We start from the raw sequence: 21,450 nt of genomic DNA on the forward strand, positions 1-21,450 counted from the left end.
AAAACACGGATTTGTGAAATTTCACGAACCCATGCTGCGAAGTTTGATATCAAGGTAAATCGTAAACTTCTCATTCACATTTTTTAAGTCGATTTCTGCGATCTGGCTGATTCTTTTCAGCCTGTAATTCAATGTATTGACATGGATGTTAAGCGCTTTAGCGGCGGTGTTGACGTTGCTGTCGGCATCAATAAAATGTTCGAGCGTTTTTACCATATCGGCTTGGTGCTCCCTGTCATACTGCTCAAGCTTTGACAGGGAATAGTTCATATAGCCGCTGTGCTTGCGTTTTTCATCCAACACATCAAGGTACTGATAAATGCCGAGTTCAGAAAAGCTGAAAAGGTGTTTGGTTTCTCTCACAAACCGCTCTTTCGCTTTTAATACGGAAAGCGCTTCCTGATAGGATCGGTAAACGTAAGAAATCGATTCGTAAATACCGCCGAAAGCAATCGACGCATCCTCAATTTTATATCGTTCCTTCAGCTGTTTTTGAATATGAAGAGCGAAGTGCTTTAAATCTTTAAAAGGCTGATCGGTTTTCGGCGCGGCTAATAAGATTAATTCATTTGAATCAACAGTCGCCAGCATGACATGAATCTGCTGTGTCGTTTCCTGCAAATATTGCAGCTGCTGTTCCGTCTTTTCAGTCAGCTCATCATGTAAACGGATGATCATGACGCTGAACACGGACGGCAGCGCCATTCCGAGCTTATGAAACCCTTCGGCCATCTCGGCTTCCTGATAGATATGGCCGGTCAGCATTTTCCAAAAAAACTCCTGGCCCCGCTCTTCGATTTTCGTTTTGCGGATCTGCAGGTGCAAAAGCTTGTTCCGCACCGCTTTGGCGGCCAGCTGAAGTGTCTTCAGATCTTCGTCATTGAGCTTTTTTTTGATCTCAAGCGCCCAAATAAATCCGAGAACCTGACTGTTTTTCCAGATGGAAATCGCCACGCGGTTGCTTAGGCCCACCTCGTCAATTTCTTTCACTTTGATCGGCTGGTCCGTTTTTAAAAGGGCCGGAATGGTTCCGTCTTTCCACAGTTTGTTGATGACTTTTTCCGGCACCCTCCGCCCGATAATCGTCGACGTCCGGGCCGGATCTGTACAATCGCTGTGCGTGCTGTATGCAAGCAGTTTATGATTAACGTCTTCTATTGTAATGGGGCATTGAAGAACTTCACTGATATGGTCGGCAACATCTTCAAGCCTGTCGAAACTGTACTTAAATGGATCCTTTGGATTGGTCATCTGTATCCCTACTTTTTCATAGCTTCATATCTTGATCTTACCATCTTGCTTTTCAGACTGAAAGGCATCTTTGCAGGGAAATAGACTAGGACAATAAGATCATTCAGTGAAAACGAAAATAATAAGAAAATCATACTATTGTATTTACAAAATGTGTAAATATGACGAAAAATCCAATATATCATAAGACTCATTTTGTAAAATTAAAACAGATTTGTTTGACTGTGCCGATTGGTTGTTTTTATAATAATGACGTTCAAAAAATAAGTGAATTAGCCCATATTTAGGCTGATGACACAGGAGGGTATAAGGAATATGTCTGGATTAATTCGTGTCACACCCGAAGAGCTAAGAGCGATGGCTAAGCAATATGGCGTTGAAAGTCAGGAAGTCATGAATCAGGTTGACCGCCTGAACCGCATGATTTCTGATTTGAAAGGCATGTGGGAAGGTGCTTCAAGTGAAGCATTCGCGGATCAATATGAGCAGCTGAAACCTTCATTTATTAAAATGTCTGAATTGCTTCAAGATGTGAATCATCAGCTCGATCAAACGGCAAATACGCTTGAGTCTACCGACCAAGATATCGCTAACCAAATTCGCGGATAATAAGATGAATGAAGAAACGGAGCGCCTGATTCAATCAAGAAGACGGCGCTCTTTCTATGTAAGGGTGATATGAATATGTATATCGATATTACAATAGATTTAACACATTATAACGGCAGCGTCTTCGATCTCAGATTGTCAGATTACCATTCTGTGAAAAAAGTCATTGATATTGCCCGGCAGGCTCAGCATGTATCCGTTCCGCCGCGTGAAGGCTATTGGATCAGAGTGGTCAATAAAGAAACGGTTTTTTCCGGAGAACAAAAGCTATCTGACTGCGGCATTACGAACGGAGACCGCCTTGAAATTTTATGAAAGGACATGGTGGAATGACAGGTCATAACAGATCTTATTTAGAAACAGAATTAGACGCCGTCCGGGAAGAAACCGAATCAGGCTTCACGTTCACCTTCCAGCGGGAAAAAATCAAGCTTCTTGATGGGCTGGAAGCGAATGTGATTAAAGATGCCGATCCTTTTTTTCAAAAAGAGGTCTCAGTTTCAGAAGACGAAGTAACCATCACAATCAAACCTCCTTCTTCTTATCAGGCTTTCCGCTATATAAAAGGAAAAGATAAAAAAAGCAGGTGGCAATTTGCTTACCGTCTCGTCCAAGCCGTGAAACAGCATAAGCTGAAACGTCTCAATCTGATTGCCGCCCCTGAAAATATCGTGTTTGATAAAGCGCTGACGCCTTACTTTCTTCATTACGGCGTAAAGGAGAGCCTTCCGCCTTATGAGGAAGATAGAGAGAGGGTGTTAAAAGAGCTCAAAGCCTGTGCGGCGCTTGCAGCTGACGGGGCGTACACCTTCGATGAATATTTGAAGTACAAGGAGACGCTTCATTTCTCTCCTGAGGTGAAAAGCGTGTTAGAGGCGGAGACGATTGAAGAACTGGAAGAAGCCATTCAAACTGCAATTGATTCCCTCGAAGAAAGGGACAAGACATACATAAAACTGCCGAAAAAGAAATGGAAAATCCAAAGATACGCCGGTCTGGCGCTTGCAGTCCTCCTTGTGCCGGCACTTCTTTACTCCTTATACGTTCTGTTTTTCGCCCAGCCGAAGCAAGAGGCAATTACGGAAAGCAACCGCTATTTTTTAAATCAGCAGTACAGCAAAGTCATTGACACACTCGCTAAATACGATGCGGAAAGCCTCCCGGAATCTGTGCAGTACGAGCTTGCTTCCTCTTATGTGGCAGTTGAAAATCTGAGGGAAGAACAGCGGAAAAACATCGGGAATCTGGTCACGCTGCAATCAGACCCGAAGCACTTCCTTTATTGGATTGATATCGGCAGAGGGGAAAATGAAGAAGCCATCAAAATCGGCCGCAATCTTGAGTACAACCCGTACATCTGGCTCGGACTTACAAAATATAAACAGCAATTATTAGCGGATGACAGTATGAAAGACGACGAAAAGCAGAAAGAACTGGACGCCGTGGAAAGCGAGCTTGCGAAGGCGAAAAAAGAGGCGGAGGAACAGCATAAAGAAGCGGAGGAAAACAGTGACACCGCCGAAGCTTCCGCCGGACAGGATGAAAGCAAACAAGACAAAGCGAAAGATAACAAAGAGAACGACAAGAAAGATGAGAAAAAAGATGAAAAAAAATAACAGCACACATCAAATGGCCGCATGTAACGATCAGGCTGTCAGGAGGTTCGCCATATGAGTCTGTTATGGGTCTTTTACCGAGAGAACGTACAAAAGGTTCAGCTGTCTGAACTCCCGCCCTCTCAGCCGATTACGATCGGTCCGGATATGAAAGATACAATCACGGTCGGCACACTTCCGTTACGGCAAAGCGCCGCAACCCTTTATCGGAAAGAAACAGATCGTTATGATGTTTTCCTGGGAAATAACTGTGCCGACGAATTGACAATAGGAAATGAAATGCCCTGCCGGATTGAAGAAGAGACGATGCGGCTTCTGCTCACCCCTGACCAGGAAGAATCCTCCGTGTATTTTATCGGCGGGAAGGATGAGATCGTTTTCTCATCAGAAACAGAGGAAGCGGATATATACAAAGAGCCGTCCTCCGCTCAAACAGGGGCTTTTTATCTGAGAAAGTCGGGAGGATGCTGGTCTGTCGTCCCTGATGGCCAGGAAGTTTATGTGAACGGAAAGCTTGCAGAAGCTCCCGAAAGGCTCCGGACGGGAGATGAGCTGCTGTGGAATTTTCTGCGTGTGAGGCTGACGGAGGACGACCTTTTAGAAATCATTCATCACGAAAAGCTTCAAGCCGGTTTAACCAAAACGGTAAAACCAAGCACCGAAATGAAAAAGAAATACCCGCAATATCGTAGAACGCCGCGCATGGTCTACGATCTTCCCGAAGACCGCGTTTCATTCAGCTTTCCCTCGCAGGAAAGCGAACAGAATAACCGGGGGCTGTGGCTCGTCATTCTGCCTCCTGTGGTCATGCTGATTGTAATGGGGGTTGTCGCCATTATACAGCCGAGGGGCATATTCATCCTTGTCTCTTTGGCGATGTTTATGATGACTCTCATTACGTCCACCGTGCAGTATTTCCGTGAAAAAAACCAGCGGAAAAAACGGGAGGAAAAACGGGAGCGTGTGTACAAGCAGTATTTAGAAAGCAAACGGAAAGAGCTTCAGACGCTGTCGGAAAAACAGCTGCAAGTGCTGACGCATCATTTTCCCCCGTTTGAAAAAATGAAATATTTAACTTCTGAAATCAGCGGCCGCATTTGGGAGAAATCGCTGGAAAGCAGGGATTTTCTGATGCTTCGGCTCGGAACGGGCACGGTCCCGTCAAGCTACGAGATTTCAATGAGCGGCGGAGACCTGGCGAACCGTGATGTGGATGACTTGATGGAGCAGTCGCAGCACATGCAGCGTGTGTATAAAGATATCCGCCATGCGCCCGTGACCGTTGATTTACAAGAAGGGCCGATGGGGCTTGTCGGGAAACCTCAGATCGTCAAAAATGAAATTCACCAGCTGATCGGCCAGCTCGCGTTCTTCAACAGCTACCATGACCTGCGATTTGTCTTTATCTTTCATGAGGACGAATATAAGGAATGGGAATGGATGAAGTGGCTGCCGCAATTTCAGCTGCCTCATATGTATGCGAAAGGATTTATTTACAATGAACAGACCCGCGATCAATTGTTATCGTCCATTTACGAGCTGCTGCGGGAGCGGGATTTGGAAGAGGATAAAGAAAAAAAGATCTTTCAGCCGCATTTTGTCTTTGTCATCACAAATCAGCAGCTGATCGCAGAGCACGTCATTTTAGAATACATCGAAGGCCGGCATGAGCATCTCGGCATCTCGGCAATCATCGCCGCGGAAACGAAGGAAAGCCTGGCAGAAAACATTCACACCCTCGTCCGCTACATTAATGAAGATGAGGGAGACATTCTCATTCAACAGAAAAAAGCGGTGCAGATCCCGTTTAAGCTGGACAGGCATGAACGGACAAACAACGAGCGGTTTTCCCGGACGCTTCGGACATTGCACCATCAGGTCGGAATGACGAATTCCATTCCTGAAACGGTCTCATTTCTCGAGCTGTTTCATGCGAAGGAAGTAAAAGAAATCGGCATCAGGCAGAAGTGGGAGACAAGTGAGTCTGCAAAATCGCTGGCTGTTCCGATCGGCTATAAAGGAAAAGACGACATCGTCTATTTAAACCTGCATGAAAAAGCGCACGGGCCGCACGGATTGCTGGCGGGAACGACCGGCTCCGGGAAAAGTGAATTTCTGCAAACGTATATCCTGTCATTGGCCGTTCACTTTCACCCGCATGAAGCGGCGTTTTTGCTGATTGACTATAAGGGCGGAGGAATGGCGCAGCCGTTCCGCAAGATGCCGCACCTTCTCGGGACGATCACGAATATTGAAGGAAGCAGAAACTTCAGTATCAGGGCGCTTGCATCCATTAAGAGCGAGCTGAAAAAACGGCAGCGGCTGTTTGATCAATATCGCGTCAATCACATCAATGATTATACAAAGCTGTATAAACAGGGAGAAACGGATATTCCGATGCCGCACCTGTTTTTGATTTCAGATGAATTCGCCGAGCTGAAAAGCGAAGAGCCTGACTTTATCAGGGAGCTTGTCAGCGCGGCCCGCATCGGACGGAGCCTTGGTGTGCATTTAATTCTCGCCACGCAAAAGCCGGGCGGCATCATTGACGACCAAATATGGAGCAACTCACGCTTTAAAGTCGCGCTGAAAGTGCAGGATGCAAGTGACAGTAAAGAAATCCTGAAAAACAGTGATGCGGCGAATATTACGGTCACCGGACGCGGCTACTTGCAAGTCGGAAATAACGAAGTGTATGAGCAGTTTCAGTCTGCCTGGAGCGGCGCCCCTTACATGGAAGATGTATACGGCACCGAGGATGACATTGCCATAGTTACCGATACCGGCTTAATTCCGCTGTCTGAGGTGGATGCGGATGATGCGGCGAAAAAAGACGCCCCGGCAGAAATAGAAGCCGTAGTCGAAGAAATCGAGCGGATTCAAAATGAAATGGGCATTGAAAAGCTGCCGAGTCCGTGGCTTCCGCCGCTTGCCGAACGTATCCCGCGCACGCTTTACCCCGCGCAGGAAAAAGACCGCTTCTTCATCGCCTGCGTTGATGAGCCTGATCAGCAAAGACAGGCGCCTCTCGCTTACACGATGATGGATGACGGCAACATCGGCATTTTCGGCTCATCCGGCTACGGCAAGTCAGTGGCTGCCATCACCTTCCTGATGAACTTCGCGGAAGGATACACGCCGGAAGAGCTTCATATGTACATCTTTGACTTCGGAAACGGCACGCTTCTGCCATTGGCAAAGCTTCCGCACACCGCAGACTATTTCTTAATGGATCAAATGAGAAAGATCGAAAAATTCATGATCCGCATCAAGGAAGAAATCGAGCGGCGGAAACGGCTGTTCAGAGAAAAAGAAGTCAGTCATATCAAAATGTACAATTCGCTCAGTGAAGAAGAGCTGCCGTTTATATTTATCACAATTGACAATTTTGACATCGTCAAAGACGAAATGCATGAATTAGAAACGGAATTTATCCAGATTTCACGCGACGGGCAAAGCTTAGGCATTTACTTCCTGCTGACCGCAACGAGGGTAAACGCCGTCCGCCAGTCGCTGTTAAACAACATAAAAACGAAAGTCGTCCATTATTTAATGGATCAGTCAGAAGGATACTCCATTTACGGGCGCCCGCCGTTCAGTCTCGAACCGATCCCGGGCCGCGTCATGATCCAAAAAGAAGAACTGTATTTCGCGCAAATGTTTCTTCCGGCTGAAGCGGAAAATGACCTCGAGATGTTCCAGTCGCTGAAAGCCGATGTCAAAGCTTTAGCTGAGCGCCACTCCGGAACAGCCGGTCCAGACCCGATTCCGATGCTTCCGGATATGCTGACGGCCGGCGAATTTTCACTCCGTCTCGGCCCGGAACAAGAACCGTTCCGCATTCCTGTCGGGCTTCATGAGGAAAAGGTCAGCCCTGTGTACTTTGATCTGGGTAAAAATAAACATTGTCTTATTTTGGGCCAGACACAGCGTGGAAAAACAAATATCCTGAAAGTGATGCTGAATCACCTGCTGCGTGAAGGTACGGAACGGGTCGGGCTGTTTGACTCGATTGACCGCGGACTGTCGCAGTATGCGCAGGAAACAAAGGTCAGCTATCTGGACACAAAAGAAGACGTCCGGCAGTGGATCGAAACGGCAGAAGCCATTTTCACGGAGCGCGAAGCTCAGTATGCGCAGGCCGTCAAAAATGGCGATGTGCACAAACTCAGTTTCTCTCCCGTCGTGTTAATGGCCGACGGCATTACAAGATTCCAGCAGACGATCGACACCGCCATACAGGACAAGCTGGCGATGTTTATGAAATCTTACGCGCATGTGGGCTTCAGTTTTATCCCGGCGGGCAATCACAGCGAATTCTCAAAAGGCTATGATTCCTTAACGACGGAAATGAAACAGATCCGCCACGCGATGCTGCTTGTGAAAAAATCCGAACAAAATGTCATTCCGCTGCCTTACCAAAGGCAGGAACCGGACATTCAGCCGGGCTTCGGCTATTTGGTTGAAAACGGGAAGGAGCAAAAAATCCAAATACCTTTATGTTCAGCGGAAAGGGAGGCCGTCAGATGACCGAACAACGAAAAAGCCTGATCAAATTAATAGCCGCGGTCGTCATCATTCTGCTGCTGCCGGTGCTGTTTTTCCGGTTTATCGGTGATGACCCGGGAAAACAAAAAATCAACGCCACCCGCCAAATCGCAGTCGTGAATGAAGACATGGGCTTACAAACAGATGAAAATGAGGAAGAGGAATCCGTCCATTTCGGCAAAGAAGTAGCGGCCGCTCTCGGCGGCCGTCCGGATTATTCATGGACGGTTGTCAACAGGAGCGCGGCTGAAAACGGTCTGGCGGCTAAGAAGTATGACGCCGTCGTTTACATTCCATCCGATTTTTCAAAAGACATCTTAAGCTATGACAAGGAGCGTCCGCAAAAAGCCACGCTGACATTCAATATTCAAAGCAACCTGAACGCCGTCAACAAAGAAAAAGTGCAGCGTGAGCTTGAAGACGCCCAAAAATCAATGAATAAAAAAATGTCAGCATTATATTGGAATTTCGTCTCACAAAAAGTGAACAATGTCCGAGGCGATTTTGACAAGATCGTCAATAAAGAATCAGAGTTTCAAAACGTCATGTACAACTTTTACAAGCCGAGCTCCAATGACTTGGCAGGTGAAATCAAACGGCAAAAAGACCTGATTGACGAACTGAAAAAATCAATGAATGAAGCGCAGGGCGCGGCAAAAGAAAAACTGACTTCGGCAGATGAAGCCAAAACCACGCTCAAAGACTTTGCCGACACGGTCGAGCGCTACAAACAATATCAAGAAAATCAGAAAAAACTGCTGATGGCCGCGCAGGAACAAAATCAAAAGCAAATCACAACCGGATTGAACGCCATTAAAGCACAGCAGGCCGCCAACCAGTTCAGCACGATGATGAGCGGGCTGTCTTCAGGCATAAATCGGGCGCAGACACAGCTTGACCAGACGGGATCGTCTCTTTTGGCCGCCCAACAGGTGAGAGAAGCGCAGATTCCTGAGCAGGAACACGGGATGGCAGATATTCAATCCAATTTACTGAACAATTATTTGACTCAATATAAAGCGCAAGCAAGATTTGAAACATTGAACAGCATTCAAACCCTTATGAAAAGGGATCGGCCGGCATTAACCGTTCCGGAAAAGGACCCGGGGGATGACGGCTCGGATGACCCGAATGAAGAAGAAAAACCGGAAGAAGAAAAACCCGGCGATCTGAAAATTGACCTTGACGATCAGCGTGAAGAATTAAAACGCATCTCTGCTGAAATCAATCACATTTCTGACGGATTAAAAGAACCGGAAAAAGAAAGTCCGGACCCTGAAAAACCGGGCCAAGGCGATGACGGTGAAAACTCCGGCGATACCGATCCGAATAACGGAACGAATCCCGGAGAAGACGGAAAAACGGAAGACGGCACAAAAGAAGAGCAGCCTGCTTCCGATAACACAGGCGATCAGGAGCCAAAAACCGTCCAGACCGCGACAGCCGCTGAAAACGTCACTCCGCCTGCTGATGAGCCGGCGGACGATCCAAACGATTCTGAAGGGGACGGCGGCACGGACATATCTGAGGCAAAAGAAAGGCTGAACCAAGCCGCAGAACGCATTCAGCAAATTGAAAAAGAGCTGGAAGAGAAACAGCAGACTCATAATGAAGAACTGAAAAAACGTCTCGATGCTCTTGATGAAGAAATCCAGGGCCTTAAAGACCAGATTGATGACGTCAAAAAACGGGCAGATAAATTAAAGAAAAATCTGAAAGAATTGGAAGAAACGAGAAAACAAGACTTCAATACCGTTTACAGAATGATTGTAAGAACAGAACAGAACATTCTGAACTACCCGTCATTGGATAGCGGCCGCAAATCTGCTCTTGAACAGATATTTGCCGCTGACATTAATACAAAAAAGATATCCGATTTAATGAGTTACTATAATGATTTATCCCTGTATGAGGCGACACTCTATCACTCTCTTGACGCGGGCTCGCTGCCTGATGTGAAAAACCGGGTGCTGAAAGCCCAGCAAGGCGAAGTCCAAACCGTTCTCGCCATCAAACCGGAAGAAACGGCAAGCTGGGAAAATCTGAAAAACAATAAAATGCAGACAGATGAAGACATCAGCAATTTTATTAAAGGCATGACCGAATTCTCGGATAACTACAGCTCGTATATCAGAGATGAACAAGCGGGAGTGCTCAATGAGCTTGCCAGCATTTCAGACAGCGCGGCGAAAGCATCCGATCAGCTGGCTGAAGGCGCTGTGCAGGAAGCGGCCGTGTTCAGCGGAGACGGATTAACCGGAACGATGGCGCTCGGCGCTCAGGATACCGTCGGCCGCGAAGTCCTGCAAATGTCTGACACGATGGGCCATCTGTCAGAACGCCAGTCCGGCATCATCAGCTATACCGACAATATGCAGCAAAGCGTAAATGACGTCCAGCAGAAAGCGGACACCCTGAACAGCAACTGGGGCAAAAACGTCAATTCCACGAAATTGATCAGAAATGACGTGTACGGCATTTTAGGGAACGCGCTCGTTGACGGACAGGAAAACGGCTATGTTTACGATTATCTCGCCAATCCGCTTAAAATCAGCGGAGAGGTGCCGGAAGACCGGGTTCAGAATGTTCCCCCGGTCGTCATTTTGGTGATCGTCCTGATCAGCAGTCTTCTGATCGGCTATTTCAGCTCGTATTATCAGCAGGCGCCGCTTCTTGTCAAAGGCGCGCTCTTTGGGATTTTAAACATTATGGTCGGATTGATGATCAGTCTGTTCGGTCTGAATATCTATTCGCTTCCGGATGATCAGACGATTAAATGGTCAGTCTTTACGATTCTCTTGCTTGCGGCGAGTTCAGCTTTTATCCGGGCAGCCTTTGTCTTCGGCTCAATTACCGGATGGATCGCATCATCCGCGCTCATTCTCTTTTATGTGGCGCCGTTGATCGACCTAATTATGCCGAACTTCACCTTTGACAGTCCGGTTTCGAAAGTCTATATCGATATCCAATACGGAACGGGCCATCTGTTTGCGATGGGCATAACGGTTCTTGCGATCATTACGCTGATTGCGGCGGCGCTTCCGCTCATCATTCGGCTGCTTGCGGAAAAAACGGAGGAAAGTGATCAGTCTTATGAGGCGTAACACAATCGTGGAAAAAGGAGTTTTGCTGTTTGCTCTCTCCTTTCTCCTTTTTCTCCCGCATGCCGCAGCCGCGAATGAGGACAATACTGATGTCAAGCCGAATGAATATGAAAAGAAGGACATTGAAATTCGTACGGATTACCTGCACGACGATGCCTACTCCGAGGAAAAAACGGCGCTTCCGAAAGAACAGAAGGATATCACGTTTGATCAGCCGGCCGAAAACCCGGATGACAAACTGATATCAAATCTGTTTACATCGTCAGACACGGAGCCGAATACGATCAAAGCGCAATCGAAACAACTGGGTATCACATTTGCCGAGCCGGCGGTGCGGCATACCTCGGCAGATATGGAAACGGAAGAGAAAAAGACTTCTTATCTGCTTCCTGTTATTTATGCCGTCTTGATCCTCCTCGGGATTGCGGCGATGATCTATCTGATCCCGAAAGTCACGGCGCAGGAAAAGGCAAGGCGGTAAACGGATCGCTTGTGTTTGCGGGAAGACAGCCCGTAAAATAAGAAAAAAAGGAGGAGTTTCATGCAGTTTTTTCTTATAACAGGCGCGTCAAAAGGCTTGGGCCGGGCGCTTACGGAACAGGCGCTTCAAGAAGGAGCCGAAGTCGCCGCGCTTTCAAGAACGATAAGCGGGGAAAAGCGCGAGGGACTGACAGAATACAGTGTTGATTTAACCGATCTCGCAGATACCGGGCGGCAGATGGAGGCGATTCTTGATCAAGCAGAGGAGAAGGGGTACTCCGCCGTCACACTGATCAACAATGCCGGAATGGTGGAACCGATCAAGCGGGCGAAAGAGGCTTCCGCCGAAGAATTGAACCGCCATTACACCCTTAATCTGACGGCGCCCGTTTTGCTCAGCCAAATGTTCACAAAGCGTTTCGAAGCGTTCAGCGGCAGCAAAACAATTGTCAACATCACATCGGGCGCGGCGAAAAATCCTTATAAAGGCTGGAGCGCATATTGCAGCTCAAAAGCGGGGCTTGATATGTTTACGAGAACATTCGGGTTTGAACAGGAAGATGAAGAGCTGCCGGTCCGCATGATCTCATTCTCGCCGGGAGTGATGGATACAGACATGCAGGCTGTCATCCGTTCTTCGTCAAAAGAAGATTTCCATGACATCGAACGGTTCCGCAATCTGAAAGAAACGAAAAACCTCAGAAGTCCTGAATACATCGCCGGCGTCATTCACTCACTGATCGCGGGCGAGCCGGAAAACGGACGGATATACGATATCAAAGAATTTTTGTAGAGCAGCTTTCACGCTGCTCTTTTTTTGTTTGTACAATCACTTAGGGGTCCGGCGGCATATGATGAATGAAACAACATATAAGGGGTATAAGAAATGTATCAGATGAATTGAGTTTCTTCTCGATTTATGTTAGGATTCTAAAAATATATGAAGGAGGGGTTTCCATGAGAAATGTAACGTTAATGGATGTCTTCACCCATCCAATCGCACAAAAGTATTTACAGCGTTCCGGTGTCGCCCATGCGATCGCCTGCGCGTTTCATGCATACCGTCTTGCCGTAAAAGCAGGTGTCAGCCCGGATCTGGCGGCGAAAGCGGCATTACTGCATGACGTCGGCCATTATGAATGGTACACAGACGGCAAATGGGATTATGAAAAGTACAGAAGAAACGATATCCATGCCATTAAAGGCGCGGAACGGGCGCATAAGCTGCTCATCCGGCTCGGTGAAGAACCGAAAGCGGCGAAGGACATTGCGCTGGCGATTCTGCTTCACACCGATTCCTATCTGCCTGAAGGCGAACTGGACAAGAATACGCTCCAGCAAATCGTGAAACAAGCGGATGAACTCGATGAAGAACCCGGCGGACATCACCATTACCGCCAAATGGATCACACGGCCGCGCTCAAACAAATCCAAAAGCTTGATCAGTTAATTGACCGAGCCCAATATCCCATAAGAAGCTCAGTCTAGGCCACTCATGCGGCCTTTTCCGCTTACATAACTCCGCATGCTCACTAACACCTTTTCCGCTCCGATAGACGTACTGTGTCAAAGCCTTTGTCCGCTGCATATGCTGAAGGAAAACATAGTAAAGGGGATCAGCGAAAATGGCCCATCAAGGAAGCCCGCAAATCGTCTCGTTAGTGGATCCTTACGTTTATCAGACCATCCATAAGCTTATCGGCTCAAGGTTTATCATTCAAACCGTCAGACGCATTGTCAGAGGACGGCTGATTGATGCCACTCCGGATCACATCGCCATTGAAGAGACGCATGACCGTGTATTTTATATCAGAAACCGCCATGTGGTTTCCGTCATGCCTGATTATACCGAACGCGTGTAAAAGCCCGAAAAGGCGCAAACCGGAGGCGGCACTATAGAACCCCGGTGCGTCTTCTTTTTTGAGATACATAGATGCACGGCGGCTTTTTTTGGTACAATCACAGTACAAGTTCACACGACAATAGGAGGAAACCGCTTGTTGAAATCAAAGGTCCATTTTTGGACGCTGCAAATTTTGCTCGTTTTGCTCATTATTTACGTATCAACGAAAGTCTCGTTTATATTTCAGCCGTTTTTCGGTTTTATCACCACTCTGTTTTTTCCGATTTTGATCTCGGGCATTTTGTTTTTCATTTTTAATCCGATCGTGCGCCTGCTTGAGAAAAAAATCCCCCGGACATTGGCGATCCTGCTCATTTATCTCGTTTTCATCGGTCTGATTGCCTTTATGTTCACTGCCATCGGGCCGATTGTGGCTTCCCAGGTCACGGGGCTGATTAACAATTTCCCTGATTACATTCATCAGATTCAAGTCTTGACGGCGCAATTATCCCATTCCAAATGGTTTACGTGGATGATGACGCAGGATTATGTGTCGATAGAAAAAATCCAGCAGTCTCTGACGGGATTTTTACAAAGCCTTCCGCAAAATATTACGGCAAGCCTGTCGGCCGTGTTCGGCGTCGTTACGAATATCACGCTTGTCGTGATCACCGTTCCGTTCATTTTGTTTTATATGCTGAAGGACGGCCGGCGGTTTCCGCTCTTGGCGGTCAAAATCCTGCCTTTTTCCTACCGGGCGGAAGGTCGGAAAATATTTAACGACTTATATGTCACATTGGCCGCCTATTTCCAAGGCCAGCTGCTGATTTGTCTCTTTGTCGGAACGGCATGCTTTATCGGATATTGGATCATCGGCCTGCAGTATGCGTTAATTCTCGGGATGGTGATCGCCGTCACCAATATCATTCCGTACCTGGGGCCGTTTCTCGGGGCGGCGCCCGCGGTGATTATCGCGTTTATGGATTCGCCGGCTAAGGCGCTCTTTGCCGTTATTGTTGTCGTTGTCGTCCAGCAGCTTGACGGGAACCTGCTTTCTCCGCTTGTGATTGGGAAACGGCTGAATACCCACCCGCTCACCATTATTCTTCTGCTTATCGGAGCGGGCAGTTTCGGCGGCATTCTCGCAATGATTCTGGCCGTGCCGGTTTACGCAGTTTTAAAAGCTTTCGTCTTAAATATCGTCCGGCTTATCAAACTTCGTCAGCGGTCAAAGCTCGAAGACAGCCGCAAGCCGAAATAAAAACGGGCACAACTCCCGGTGCAGCGCATAAAATGCTGTAAAGAAAAGCGGAGGTGTGGGTATGCCTGCAATTGTGGGACCGATTTATATTATGAGTTTAGCCGGAGACGCTGCGGCGAGCTTCGGTGACGTGTTTGCCATTTCTCCCAAAGCCGTTGACCACTCAGGCGCGGGGGCAGGGGCGTTTCATTCCGGAGATTTTGTCAAAATTACTAATAAATTCAGCAAAACGCGCTTTGAAGACATCGATGTGTTTGACGAACCTGATTGGTTTAACGCGTGACAGCCTCCTTTTAGGAGGCTGTCGCTTTTTTGTAGTATAATAGAATCAGTCTTTATAAAAGGGGAATGTTTTATGAAAATCAGAAAAGCGAATATTACCGTGCAGTCCGGAATGATCGGTGATGTATATCTGCATGAAAATAAAAAAGAACAGCATACCCTTGTAGCCGTTCCGGAACTTGAGTGGAGCACGATCATTTCCTATGAGGAAGAGAAAAAGGCGCTGGCGCAGCGGCTTTTACAATCATTCAGCAAGCTGATTGAAGAAGAACCCGCCGGAGAGCTCGCCGGCAAGATCTCCCATTGGGTGGCTGAAATGTAACGAAAACGGTTTACCGCGTCCCGTCCGGGGCGATAATTGTAAAACAAGCTGGGAGGGACAGGCCGATGAGCGACAAAACGGTTGACCTTTATTTACAGCAGGGGATGTACGGCCCTCTGCAGACGAAACCGGATGAACGCCATTTATTTTTAGGCTCGCTGCGTGAAAGAGTCATCATTGCCCTGACGAAGGGACAGGTGCTGCAAAAGCAGCCGTATGAAGAAGTGAAACAGGCGCTGAAAAGCCGAAAAGACGCGGTGCTCTATATAAACGGAAGGCTCCCGTATCATGCTTATTCACCATATATGAAGCTTGCCGCACTTGCCGGTGTCCGAAGCTCCGTCATCTCGGACCTTCAATTCGAAACGCCGCTCGGCCTGGTTTTTGCCGCCGATTATGCCGTGAACCTTGACGGCATTTACGTGCAGGATGACATTTTTCAGCGCTCACTCCTGAAATCTTAAAAGGGCAAAACACCGTTTGTCATTTTACAATGCCAATTCACTTACAAGTGGAGATAGGATATAATGGTTTTCATATGAATGGCGGGGAGGCCGGCTATGAAAAAAGCATTTATATGCATTGATTATACGAATGATTTTGCAGCTGAGAACGGGGCATTAACTTGCGGAGAACCCGCGAGACAGATTGAAGATACGATTGTCAGTTTGACGCAAGCATTTATAGAAAACGGTGATTACGTTGTCTTTGCGGTAGATTCGCATGATGCAGACGATGACTTTCATCCCGAGGCACGCCTGTTTCCTCCGCATAATATTAACGGCACGGAGGGCAAAGAGCTGTACGGAAGGCTATCGCCTCTTTATGAGAAACATAAACACGCAAAAAACGTAAATTATATGGAAAAAACGAGATATTCTGCTTTTGCGGGAACGGATTTAGAGCTGAAACTGCGGGAACGGCAGATCACTGAGCTGCATCTTGCGGGCCTGTGCACCGACATCTGCGTTCTTCACACGGCGGTTGACGCCTACAACAAGGGCTTTCAGATCGTCATTCATCAAAACGCTGTGGCCAGCTTTAATCCGGAAGGGCATGAATGGGCCCTGTCCCATTTTAAGAACAGCATCGGGGCGCAAGTGGCAGAGTAAGGAAGGGGAAAACAATTTTGGTGGAGCATGGTTTTAAAGACGACAGTTTGTCTTTACATACAGATCTTTATCAAATTAATATGGCCGAAACGTACTGGAGAGACGGCATTCATGAGAAAAAAGCGATTTTTGAGCTTTTTTTCAGAAAGCTTCCCTTTGAAAACGGCTATGCGGTATTTGCGGGCTTAGAAAAAGCAATCGAATACTTGGAGAACTTCAAATTTACCGACAGCGATCTGAATTATTTAAAAACGGAATTGCACTATGCTGATGATTTCATTGATTATTTACGGGATCTTTCTTTTACCGGATCTCTTTACAGCATGAAAGAAGGCGAGCTCGTTTTTAACAACGAACCGATTATGCGGGTCGAAGCGCCCCTGATTGAAGCGCAGCTGATTGAGACGGCTCTGCTTAACATTGTGAATTACCAAACATTAATCGCCACGAAAGCGGCCCGCATTAAAGGCGTTGTCGGTGATGAAGACGCCCTCGAATTCGGAACGCGGCGCGCCCATGAAATGGATGCGGCCATGTGGGGAGCGAGAGCGGCTTTGATCGGCGGCTTCAGCGCGACGAGTAATGTAAGAGCCGGAAAGCGTTTTAATATACCGGTATCCGGCACGCACGCTCATGCGCTCGTACAAGCGTATCGCGATGAATATACGGCATTTAAGAAATATGCGGAGACCCACAAAGACTGCGTATTTCTCGTAGATACGTACGATACGATCCGTTCGGGCATGCCGAATGCGATTAAAGTCGCAAAGGAATTCGGCGACCGGATCAACTTTATCGGCATCCGCCTGGACAGCGGGGACTTGGCGTACCTGTCAAAAAAAGCCCGTGAAATGCTTGATGAAGCGGGTTTCACAGACGCAAAGGTCATTGCTTCAAGCGATCTTGATGAGCACACGATATTAAATCTGAAATCCCAAGGAGCGAAAATCGATACGTGGGGCATCGGCACGAAGCTGATTACCGCATACGATCAGCCGGCTCTCGGCGCGGTTTATAAGCTTGTCGCCATTGAAGAGGACGGCAAACTGACCGACACCATTAAAATTTCGTCAAACCCTGAAAAAGTGACAACGCCGGGAAGAAAGAGAGTATACCGAATTATCAACAAGCTGAATCACCACTCGGAAGGTGATTATATCGCGCTTTATGACGAGCGGGTAAATGATCAGAAACGCTTAAAAATGTTCCATCCCGTCCACACGTTCGTCAGCAAATTCGTCACTGATTTCTATGCGAAAGACTTGCATGAGCCGATCTTTGAAAACGGCGTTTTATGCTATGATAATCCCGAAATTACCGACATCCAGCAATACGTGCAGGATAACCTCAAACTTCTGTGGGAGGAATACAAACGGATCAGCAAGCCGGAAGAATATCCGGTCGATTTAAGCGAAGACTGCTGGAGCAACAAGATGCAGCGGATTCATGAAATCAAAAGCAAGCTGAAACGGGAACTTGAATAGAAAACAAAGCGGCCTTTCCTATCTCTGGAAAGGCTTTTTTGTTGTGATAATATTTTTCACATTTAGACAAATTTCGTCAAGTTATTTGATATACTTATGTTCGAAGGCCGCATCTAAGGGGGTAAATGAATGAAGGTGTTTGTTGCGAGACAGCCTATCTTCAACAGAAACGAACAGGTTGTTGCTTATGAACTTCTTTACCGGGAGAGCGAAGAGAACCGCTATTCGGCCGCGGACGGAGATAAAGCTACGACGGATCTCATTATTAACAGCTTTATCAACATCGGAATCGAAAAGCTGACTGAGGGGAAACGCTGCTTTGTGAATTTTACAGAAAGCCTGATGTTTTCAGATCTCCCTACCTCCTTTGATCCTGACCAGCTTATTATCGAAATTCTTGAGGACATACCGATCACTCCGGCACTCATCTCAAGATGCAGACAGCTGAAGAAATTAGGATATACATTAGCACTTGATGATTTTTACGCCATCAATCCGGAAAATGAAGAGTTAGTGGAACAGCTGATGAAATATATTGATATTTTAAAAATCGACTTTTTGCAATCCTCGCGTCTGGAGCGCAAAAAAATCATTCAGACGTACAGCTGTAAAAGTCTGATTTATTTAGCGGAGAAAGTGGAGACGAGAAAAGATTATAAACAGGCGGCCATAGACGGCTTTCACCTGTTTCAAGGATATTTTTTCAGTGAACCGCGTGTCATCAGCGGAAATGATCTGACGTTTCATTTTCATTCTTACTACCAGCTTTTAAGCGAATTAAACAATGACCAGCCTAATATACAGCGCGTGACGGAATACATAGAGCGGGACGTCAGCTTATCGTATCAGATTCTGCGTTTTTTAAATGGATCGCAAACAAGGCTGAAAAAAAAGATAGACAGCATCCAGCAGGCCATCATGATGCTCGGGCTGAATGAGATTAAGCGCTTGATTTACATTCTTTCATTCAGAGATTTAACGGCGAAAAGCCACTCAAGCCAAAAAGAAATCATTAAGATTTCCTTAATCAGGGCCAAACTGTGCGAACTGCTGGCGAAAAGAACCGGAAGGCCCCAGCCCTCTTCTTACATGCTGATCGGCATGTTTTCGCTCATCGATACGCTTCTCCACAGGGAGCTGGAGGATATCATCAAAGAACTGCCTTTAATCGATGAAGTCGGACAGGCGCTGCTCGGTTATGAAAACGATTATTATAAGATGCTCGCGCTCGTCAAAGCCATTGAATGCAACAACTGGGACTGTGACGAGTGGGGAAAAGAACTGAACAAAGAAGAAGCGTATGAATGTTACTTACAGGCGATCGAATGGTGCCGGCAGCTGATCGATTGAGCCGCTTTAAGCCGACCACCTGAGGGCGATGATAAACCGGCTTTGCTCTCTGATCAGACTGACACGGATGCCGTCGGGATTATACGTCACGTCAAAGTCATTTTTGATGCCGGTCTGCTTAATGAGCCGCTTGACCGCTGCGGTGTCAGATGATTGCGCTGCGGTGAGGATGCTGCGCGCAAGCTCTTTTGACGCCGACAGCCGCGCAAGGAGCAGGCGCGCATCCTCCAGCATGCCCGCAGCTTCTTTTGCGGACGCTGTCAAAATATCTGCGTGAACCGGGGCACTGGGCGCTGGATGCCGGTATGGCGCGGCGAAAACAGGGCAGCATGGATACACATAATGCATACGGCGGCCTCCTTCCTGAGAAAACATTCGTTATACATGAGTATAGGCGGCGTGATAACGAGTTATGACATGCAAAAAGACCACAATGCGGGGTTGCGGTCTTTTCGGTGTTTGTCGGTGGTTATGCGACGCTGTTCGCCCATTCTGTTTTGAAATTGCGACGGCAGGGACTATAGTCCCTGCCGGTTTGTCGGAAAACCGTTGAAAAAACAGCAGAACCGCCAGATTGGTCTGCTTTATCCTAAACGTCTGCCTTTATGGTAGTTATATAGTCCTGTTCGCTAAATGCCCTGTTCGGGACTATGGGATTACCATGGTTTGCGGTGTCACGCAGATACTTTTACACATACTTTTCGGTGAAAAATCCCGCAAAAACGTTTACACTATTAGTAACAGATCAAATACCTAGGACTCGTTCACCATACACAATTCATTGATCTTTCAAAAAAAGGAGTGTGGAAACGGTGGAAAACAAATTAGAAGAAGTAAAGCAATTATTATTCCGACTTGAAAATGATATCAGAGAAACAACCGACTCATTACGAAACATTAACAAAAGCATTGATCAGCTCGATAAATTCTCATATGCAATGAAAATTTCTTAAAAAGACTTGGAAACAAGTCTTTTTTTTGTGCATTTTTTATCCATTTCATGGATAAAGTATTATACGATTGTTAAAAAACAAAAAACCTGCTGTCTTTCATCACCTGCATTTAGTAAAATAGAATGGGAGGGTGAAGACAATTATTGAGCAAATGTGTTTAGATGCCGAAACGATTAAAGAGAAGATGAAGGAAATTGTGGAGCACAATATATGCAATACTAACTTGAAAATGTACCTTCTAAAATTTATTGCATCAAAAGATTCATTTGGATTTGCTGAATTGGCATATCAACATTACAAAGCGTTCAATGGCAGAGACACAGAGGCGATTTTAAAGTTAGCCGCAGGCATAGAATTATTAGTCCTGTCATACGACATTTATGATGATTTGGAAGATAATGATAATCTGAAAATGGAATGGATGAAAACAGGTCTCCCCATTACGCTGAATACTGTAACGGCCCTCTATACATTAAGTATACAGGTTATGAATCAGGTTAGTGAAAATCTGGATTTTCTTAAGCAAATATTAAACTTTGCATTGAATTCAATTGAGGGCCAGCAAGATGATATTTTGAATGCACCGCAAACTGAAGAAGAGTGCTTGAAAATGATTAAGAATAAATCGGGCTCTTTAACTGCAATGCCTTGCGTTATGGGAGCGATGCTGGCGACAGGAAAGTTAAACCCAATCGTTCAATCATATTCATATGAACTCGGAATAATATCCCAGATTGATAATGATTATCAAGGTTTGTTTTACTTGAATAATGATTTTGTTCAACGCAAAAATACACTTGCTTATTTATACTTAAAAAAGAGATTCAATAAAGCTTCTGAAGAAATCTTACAATGGTATGAAAACCCGGAGTTATTCAAAACCTTAAAGACTCGAGACATAAAAAAGAAATTAATTGAAGCAGGTGTAACCCAATACTTATTGGTTTTGAAGCATTTGTCGTTAAAAAAAATAAAAAGTAAGATATTTGAATTGGAGATAGAAAGAAATAAAACGGAAGCTTTATTAAATGCGATTGTTAATTTAGAGGAGGATGAAAAATAATGCAGGAAATTGTAGGATACTTAACCAAAAATCCAGAAGTTTTAAATAAAGTGATTGAAGGCAATGCTAGTCTGATTGGAGTTAGCCAGGATCAAACAGATTGTGTTATAAATGCGTTTAAGGGTATAGATGTTATTTCTTTCGGCGGTGATTGGAAATATTGAGGATGATA

21 protein-coding genes are annotated in these 21,450 nt (G+C 46.3%); 19 read left to right on the forward strand and 2 right to left on the reverse strand.

Annotated features, from left to right (window positions below; translation table 11 throughout):
* Positions 1-21 precede the first annotated feature (21 nt).
* Positions 22-1,251, reverse strand: coding sequence for a PucR family transcriptional regulator (locus MJQ52_RS16160; protein ID WP_070082292.1), 1,230 nt, complete (start codon positions 1,249-1,251; stop codon positions 22-24).
* A 315-nt stretch (positions 1,252-1,566) separates the two neighbouring features.
* Here MJQ52_RS16160 and MJQ52_RS16165 point away from each other — a divergent pair, with 315 nt between their 5' ends.
* From MJQ52_RS16165 to MJQ52_RS16240, 16 genes are all read left to right on the forward strand, one after another.
* Complete coding sequence (locus tag MJQ52_RS16165; protein ID WP_003152013.1) at positions 1,567-1,860, forward strand: WXG100 family type VII secretion target; 294 nt, start codon at positions 1,567-1,569, stop codon at positions 1,858-1,860.
* A gap of 75 nt (positions 1,861-1,935) precedes the next feature.
* A complete protein-coding gene (locus tag MJQ52_RS16170; protein ID WP_003152015.1) occupies positions 1,936-2,175 on the forward strand; it encodes an EsaB/YukD family protein in 240 nt (79 codons plus the stop codon).
* A 14-nt stretch (positions 2,176-2,189) separates the two neighbouring features.
* Positions 2,190-3,476, forward strand: a complete 1,287-nt coding sequence (gene essB / locus MJQ52_RS16175) for a type VII secretion protein EssB (protein WP_146284142.1) — start codon at positions 2,190-2,192, stop codon at positions 3,474-3,476.
* Between the two features lie 54 nt (positions 3,477-3,530).
* Complete coding sequence (essC, locus tag MJQ52_RS16180) at positions 3,531-8,006, forward strand: type VII secretion protein EssC (protein WP_191073205.1); 4,476 nt, start codon at positions 3,531-3,533, stop codon at positions 8,004-8,006.
* On the forward strand, positions 8,003-11,128 hold the full coding sequence (esaA, locus tag MJQ52_RS16185; protein WP_146284144.1) for a type VII secretion protein EsaA: 3,126 nt from the start codon (positions 8,003-8,005) through the stop codon (positions 11,126-11,128). The genes essC and esaA overlap by 4 nt, the downstream gene beginning before the upstream one ends.
* Before the next feature lie 7 nt (positions 11,129-11,135).
* A complete protein-coding gene (essA, locus tag MJQ52_RS16190; RefSeq protein WP_079898251.1) occupies positions 11,136-11,609 on the forward strand; it encodes a type VII secretion protein EssA in 474 nt (157 codons plus the stop codon).
* 60 nt (positions 11,610-11,669) lie between these two features.
* On the forward strand, positions 11,670-12,401 hold the full coding sequence (locus MJQ52_RS16195; RefSeq protein WP_182069452.1) for a (S)-benzoin forming benzil reductase: 732 nt from the start codon (positions 11,670-11,672) through the stop codon (positions 12,399-12,401).
* Positions 12,402-12,565: 164 nt separating this feature from the next.
* Positions 12,566-13,096 (forward strand): HD domain-containing protein, encoded by a 531-nt coding sequence (locus MJQ52_RS16200; protein ID WP_003152022.1) that lies wholly within the window; start codon positions 12,566-12,568, stop codon positions 13,094-13,096.
* 137 nt (positions 13,097-13,233) lie between these two features.
* On the forward strand, positions 13,234-13,470 hold the full coding sequence (locus MJQ52_RS16205; RefSeq protein WP_003152023.1) for a DUF2642 domain-containing protein: 237 nt from the start codon (positions 13,234-13,236) through the stop codon (positions 13,468-13,470).
* Positions 13,471-13,605: 135 nt separating this feature from the next.
* On the forward strand, positions 13,606-14,712 hold the full coding sequence (locus tag MJQ52_RS16210) for an AI-2E family transporter (RefSeq protein ID WP_191073204.1): 1,107 nt from the start codon (positions 13,606-13,608) through the stop codon (positions 14,710-14,712).
* Between the two features lie 61 nt (positions 14,713-14,773).
* Positions 14,774-14,995: a spore germination protein gene (locus MJQ52_RS16215; protein ID WP_003152026.1), complete on the forward strand. Its 222-nt coding sequence runs from the start codon at positions 14,774-14,776 to the stop codon at positions 14,993-14,995.
* Positions 14,996-15,067: 72 nt separating this feature from the next.
* Positions 15,068-15,316 (forward strand): YueH family protein, encoded by a 249-nt coding sequence (locus tag MJQ52_RS16220; protein ID WP_003152028.1) that lies wholly within the window; start codon positions 15,068-15,070, stop codon positions 15,314-15,316.
* 65 nt (positions 15,317-15,381) lie between these two features.
* Positions 15,382-15,780 (forward strand): YueI family protein, encoded by a 399-nt coding sequence (locus MJQ52_RS16225; RefSeq protein ID WP_003152031.1) that lies wholly within the window; start codon positions 15,382-15,384, stop codon positions 15,778-15,780.
* Between the two features lie 96 nt (positions 15,781-15,876).
* Positions 15,877-16,428 carry a cysteine hydrolase family protein gene (locus MJQ52_RS16230; RefSeq protein ID WP_146275407.1) on the forward strand — a complete coding sequence of 184 codons (552 nt, stop codon included), beginning with the start codon at positions 15,877-15,879 and terminating at the stop codon, positions 16,426-16,428.
* A 17-nt stretch (positions 16,429-16,445) separates the two neighbouring features.
* Entirely contained in the window at positions 16,446-17,912 is a 1,467-nt protein-coding gene (locus tag MJQ52_RS16235) for a nicotinate phosphoribosyltransferase (RefSeq protein ID WP_014305722.1), read from the forward strand.
* A 129-nt stretch (positions 17,913-18,041) separates the two neighbouring features.
* Positions 18,042-19,262 (forward strand): EAL and HDOD domain-containing protein, encoded by a 1,221-nt coding sequence (locus MJQ52_RS16240; protein ID WP_003152038.1) that lies wholly within the window; start codon positions 18,042-18,044, stop codon positions 19,260-19,262.
* 6 nt (positions 19,263-19,268) lie between these two features.
* Here the strand turns inward: MJQ52_RS16240 and MJQ52_RS16245 are convergent, their stop codons facing one another.
* On the reverse strand, positions 19,269-19,610 hold the full coding sequence (locus MJQ52_RS16245; protein WP_014305721.1) for a hypothetical protein: 342 nt from the start codon (positions 19,608-19,610) through the stop codon (positions 19,269-19,271).
* A gap of 464 nt (positions 19,611-20,074) precedes the next feature.
* On the opposite strand from MJQ52_RS16245, the gene degQ reads away from it, so the two are divergent.
* From degQ to comX, 3 genes are all read left to right on the forward strand, one after another.
* On the forward strand, positions 20,075-20,215 hold the full coding sequence (degQ, locus tag MJQ52_RS16250) for a degradation enzyme regulation protein DegQ (protein ID WP_003152043.1): 141 nt from the start codon (positions 20,075-20,077) through the stop codon (positions 20,213-20,215).
* Between the two features lie 151 nt (positions 20,216-20,366).
* Positions 20,367-21,278 (forward strand): polyprenyl synthetase family protein, encoded by a 912-nt coding sequence (locus MJQ52_RS16255; protein ID WP_031378407.1) that lies wholly within the window; start codon positions 20,367-20,369, stop codon positions 21,276-21,278.
* The gene (gene comX, locus MJQ52_RS16260; protein WP_007613432.1) at positions 21,278-21,442 is read left to right on the forward strand and encodes a competence pheromone ComX; all 165 of its coding nucleotides are present in this window, start codon (positions 21,278-21,280) and stop codon (positions 21,440-21,442) included. The genes MJQ52_RS16255 and comX overlap by 1 nt, the downstream gene beginning before the upstream one ends.
* Positions 21,443-21,450: the final 8 nt, after the last annotated feature.

The organism is Bacillus sp. jun7, from assembly GCF_051034795.1.
GTDB lineage: Bacteria > Bacillota > Bacilli > Bacillales > Bacillaceae > Bacillus > Bacillus velezensis.

What these genes read in the sequence shown, in the direction of transcription:
- MJQ52_RS16160 (WP_070082292.1), bottom strand. Translation starts at nt 1,251, where the DNA reads ATGACCAATCCAAAGGATCCATTTAAGTACAGTTTCGACAGGCTTGAA.
- MJQ52_RS16165 (WP_003152013.1), top strand. Translation starts at nt 1,567, where the DNA reads ATGTCTGGATTAATTCGTGTCACACCCGAAGAGCTAAGAGCGATGGCT.
- MJQ52_RS16170 (WP_003152015.1), top strand. Translation starts at nt 1,936, where the DNA reads ATGTATATCGATATTACAATAGATTTAACACATTATAACGGCAGCGTC.
- essB (WP_146284142.1), top strand. Translation starts at nt 2,190, where the DNA reads ATGACAGGTCATAACAGATCTTATTTAGAAACAGAATTAGACGCCGTC.
- essC (WP_191073205.1), top strand. Translation starts at nt 3,531, where the DNA reads ATGAGTCTGTTATGGGTCTTTTACCGAGAGAACGTACAAAAGGTTCAG.
- esaA (WP_146284144.1), top strand. Translation starts at nt 8,003, where the DNA reads ATGACCGAACAACGAAAAAGCCTGATCAAATTAATAGCCGCGGTCGTC.
- MJQ52_RS16195 (WP_182069452.1), top strand. Translation starts at nt 11,670, where the DNA reads ATGCAGTTTTTTCTTATAACAGGCGCGTCAAAAGGCTTGGGCCGGGCG.
- MJQ52_RS16200 (WP_003152022.1), top strand. Translation starts at nt 12,566, where the DNA reads ATGAGAAATGTAACGTTAATGGATGTCTTCACCCATCCAATCGCACAA.
- MJQ52_RS16205 (WP_003152023.1), top strand. Translation starts at nt 13,234, where the DNA reads ATGGCCCATCAAGGAAGCCCGCAAATCGTCTCGTTAGTGGATCCTTAC.
- MJQ52_RS16215 (WP_003152026.1), top strand. Translation starts at nt 14,774, where the DNA reads ATGCCTGCAATTGTGGGACCGATTTATATTATGAGTTTAGCCGGAGAC.
- MJQ52_RS16220 (WP_003152028.1), top strand. Translation starts at nt 15,068, where the DNA reads ATGAAAATCAGAAAAGCGAATATTACCGTGCAGTCCGGAATGATCGGT.
- MJQ52_RS16225 (WP_003152031.1), top strand. Translation starts at nt 15,382, where the DNA reads ATGAGCGACAAAACGGTTGACCTTTATTTACAGCAGGGGATGTACGGC.
- MJQ52_RS16230 (WP_146275407.1), top strand. Translation starts at nt 15,877, where the DNA reads ATGAAAAAAGCATTTATATGCATTGATTATACGAATGATTTTGCAGCT.
- MJQ52_RS16240 (WP_003152038.1), top strand. Translation starts at nt 18,042, where the DNA reads ATGAAGGTGTTTGTTGCGAGACAGCCTATCTTCAACAGAAACGAACAG.
- MJQ52_RS16245 (WP_014305721.1), bottom strand. Translation starts at nt 19,610, where the DNA reads ATGCATTATGTGTATCCATGCTGCCCTGTTTTCGCCGCGCCATACCGG.
- MJQ52_RS16255 (WP_031378407.1), top strand. Translation starts at nt 20,367, where the DNA reads ATGTGTTTAGATGCCGAAACGATTAAAGAGAAGATGAAGGAAATTGTG.
- comX (WP_007613432.1), top strand. Translation starts at nt 21,278, where the DNA reads ATGCAGGAAATTGTAGGATACTTAACCAAAAATCCAGAAGTTTTAAAT.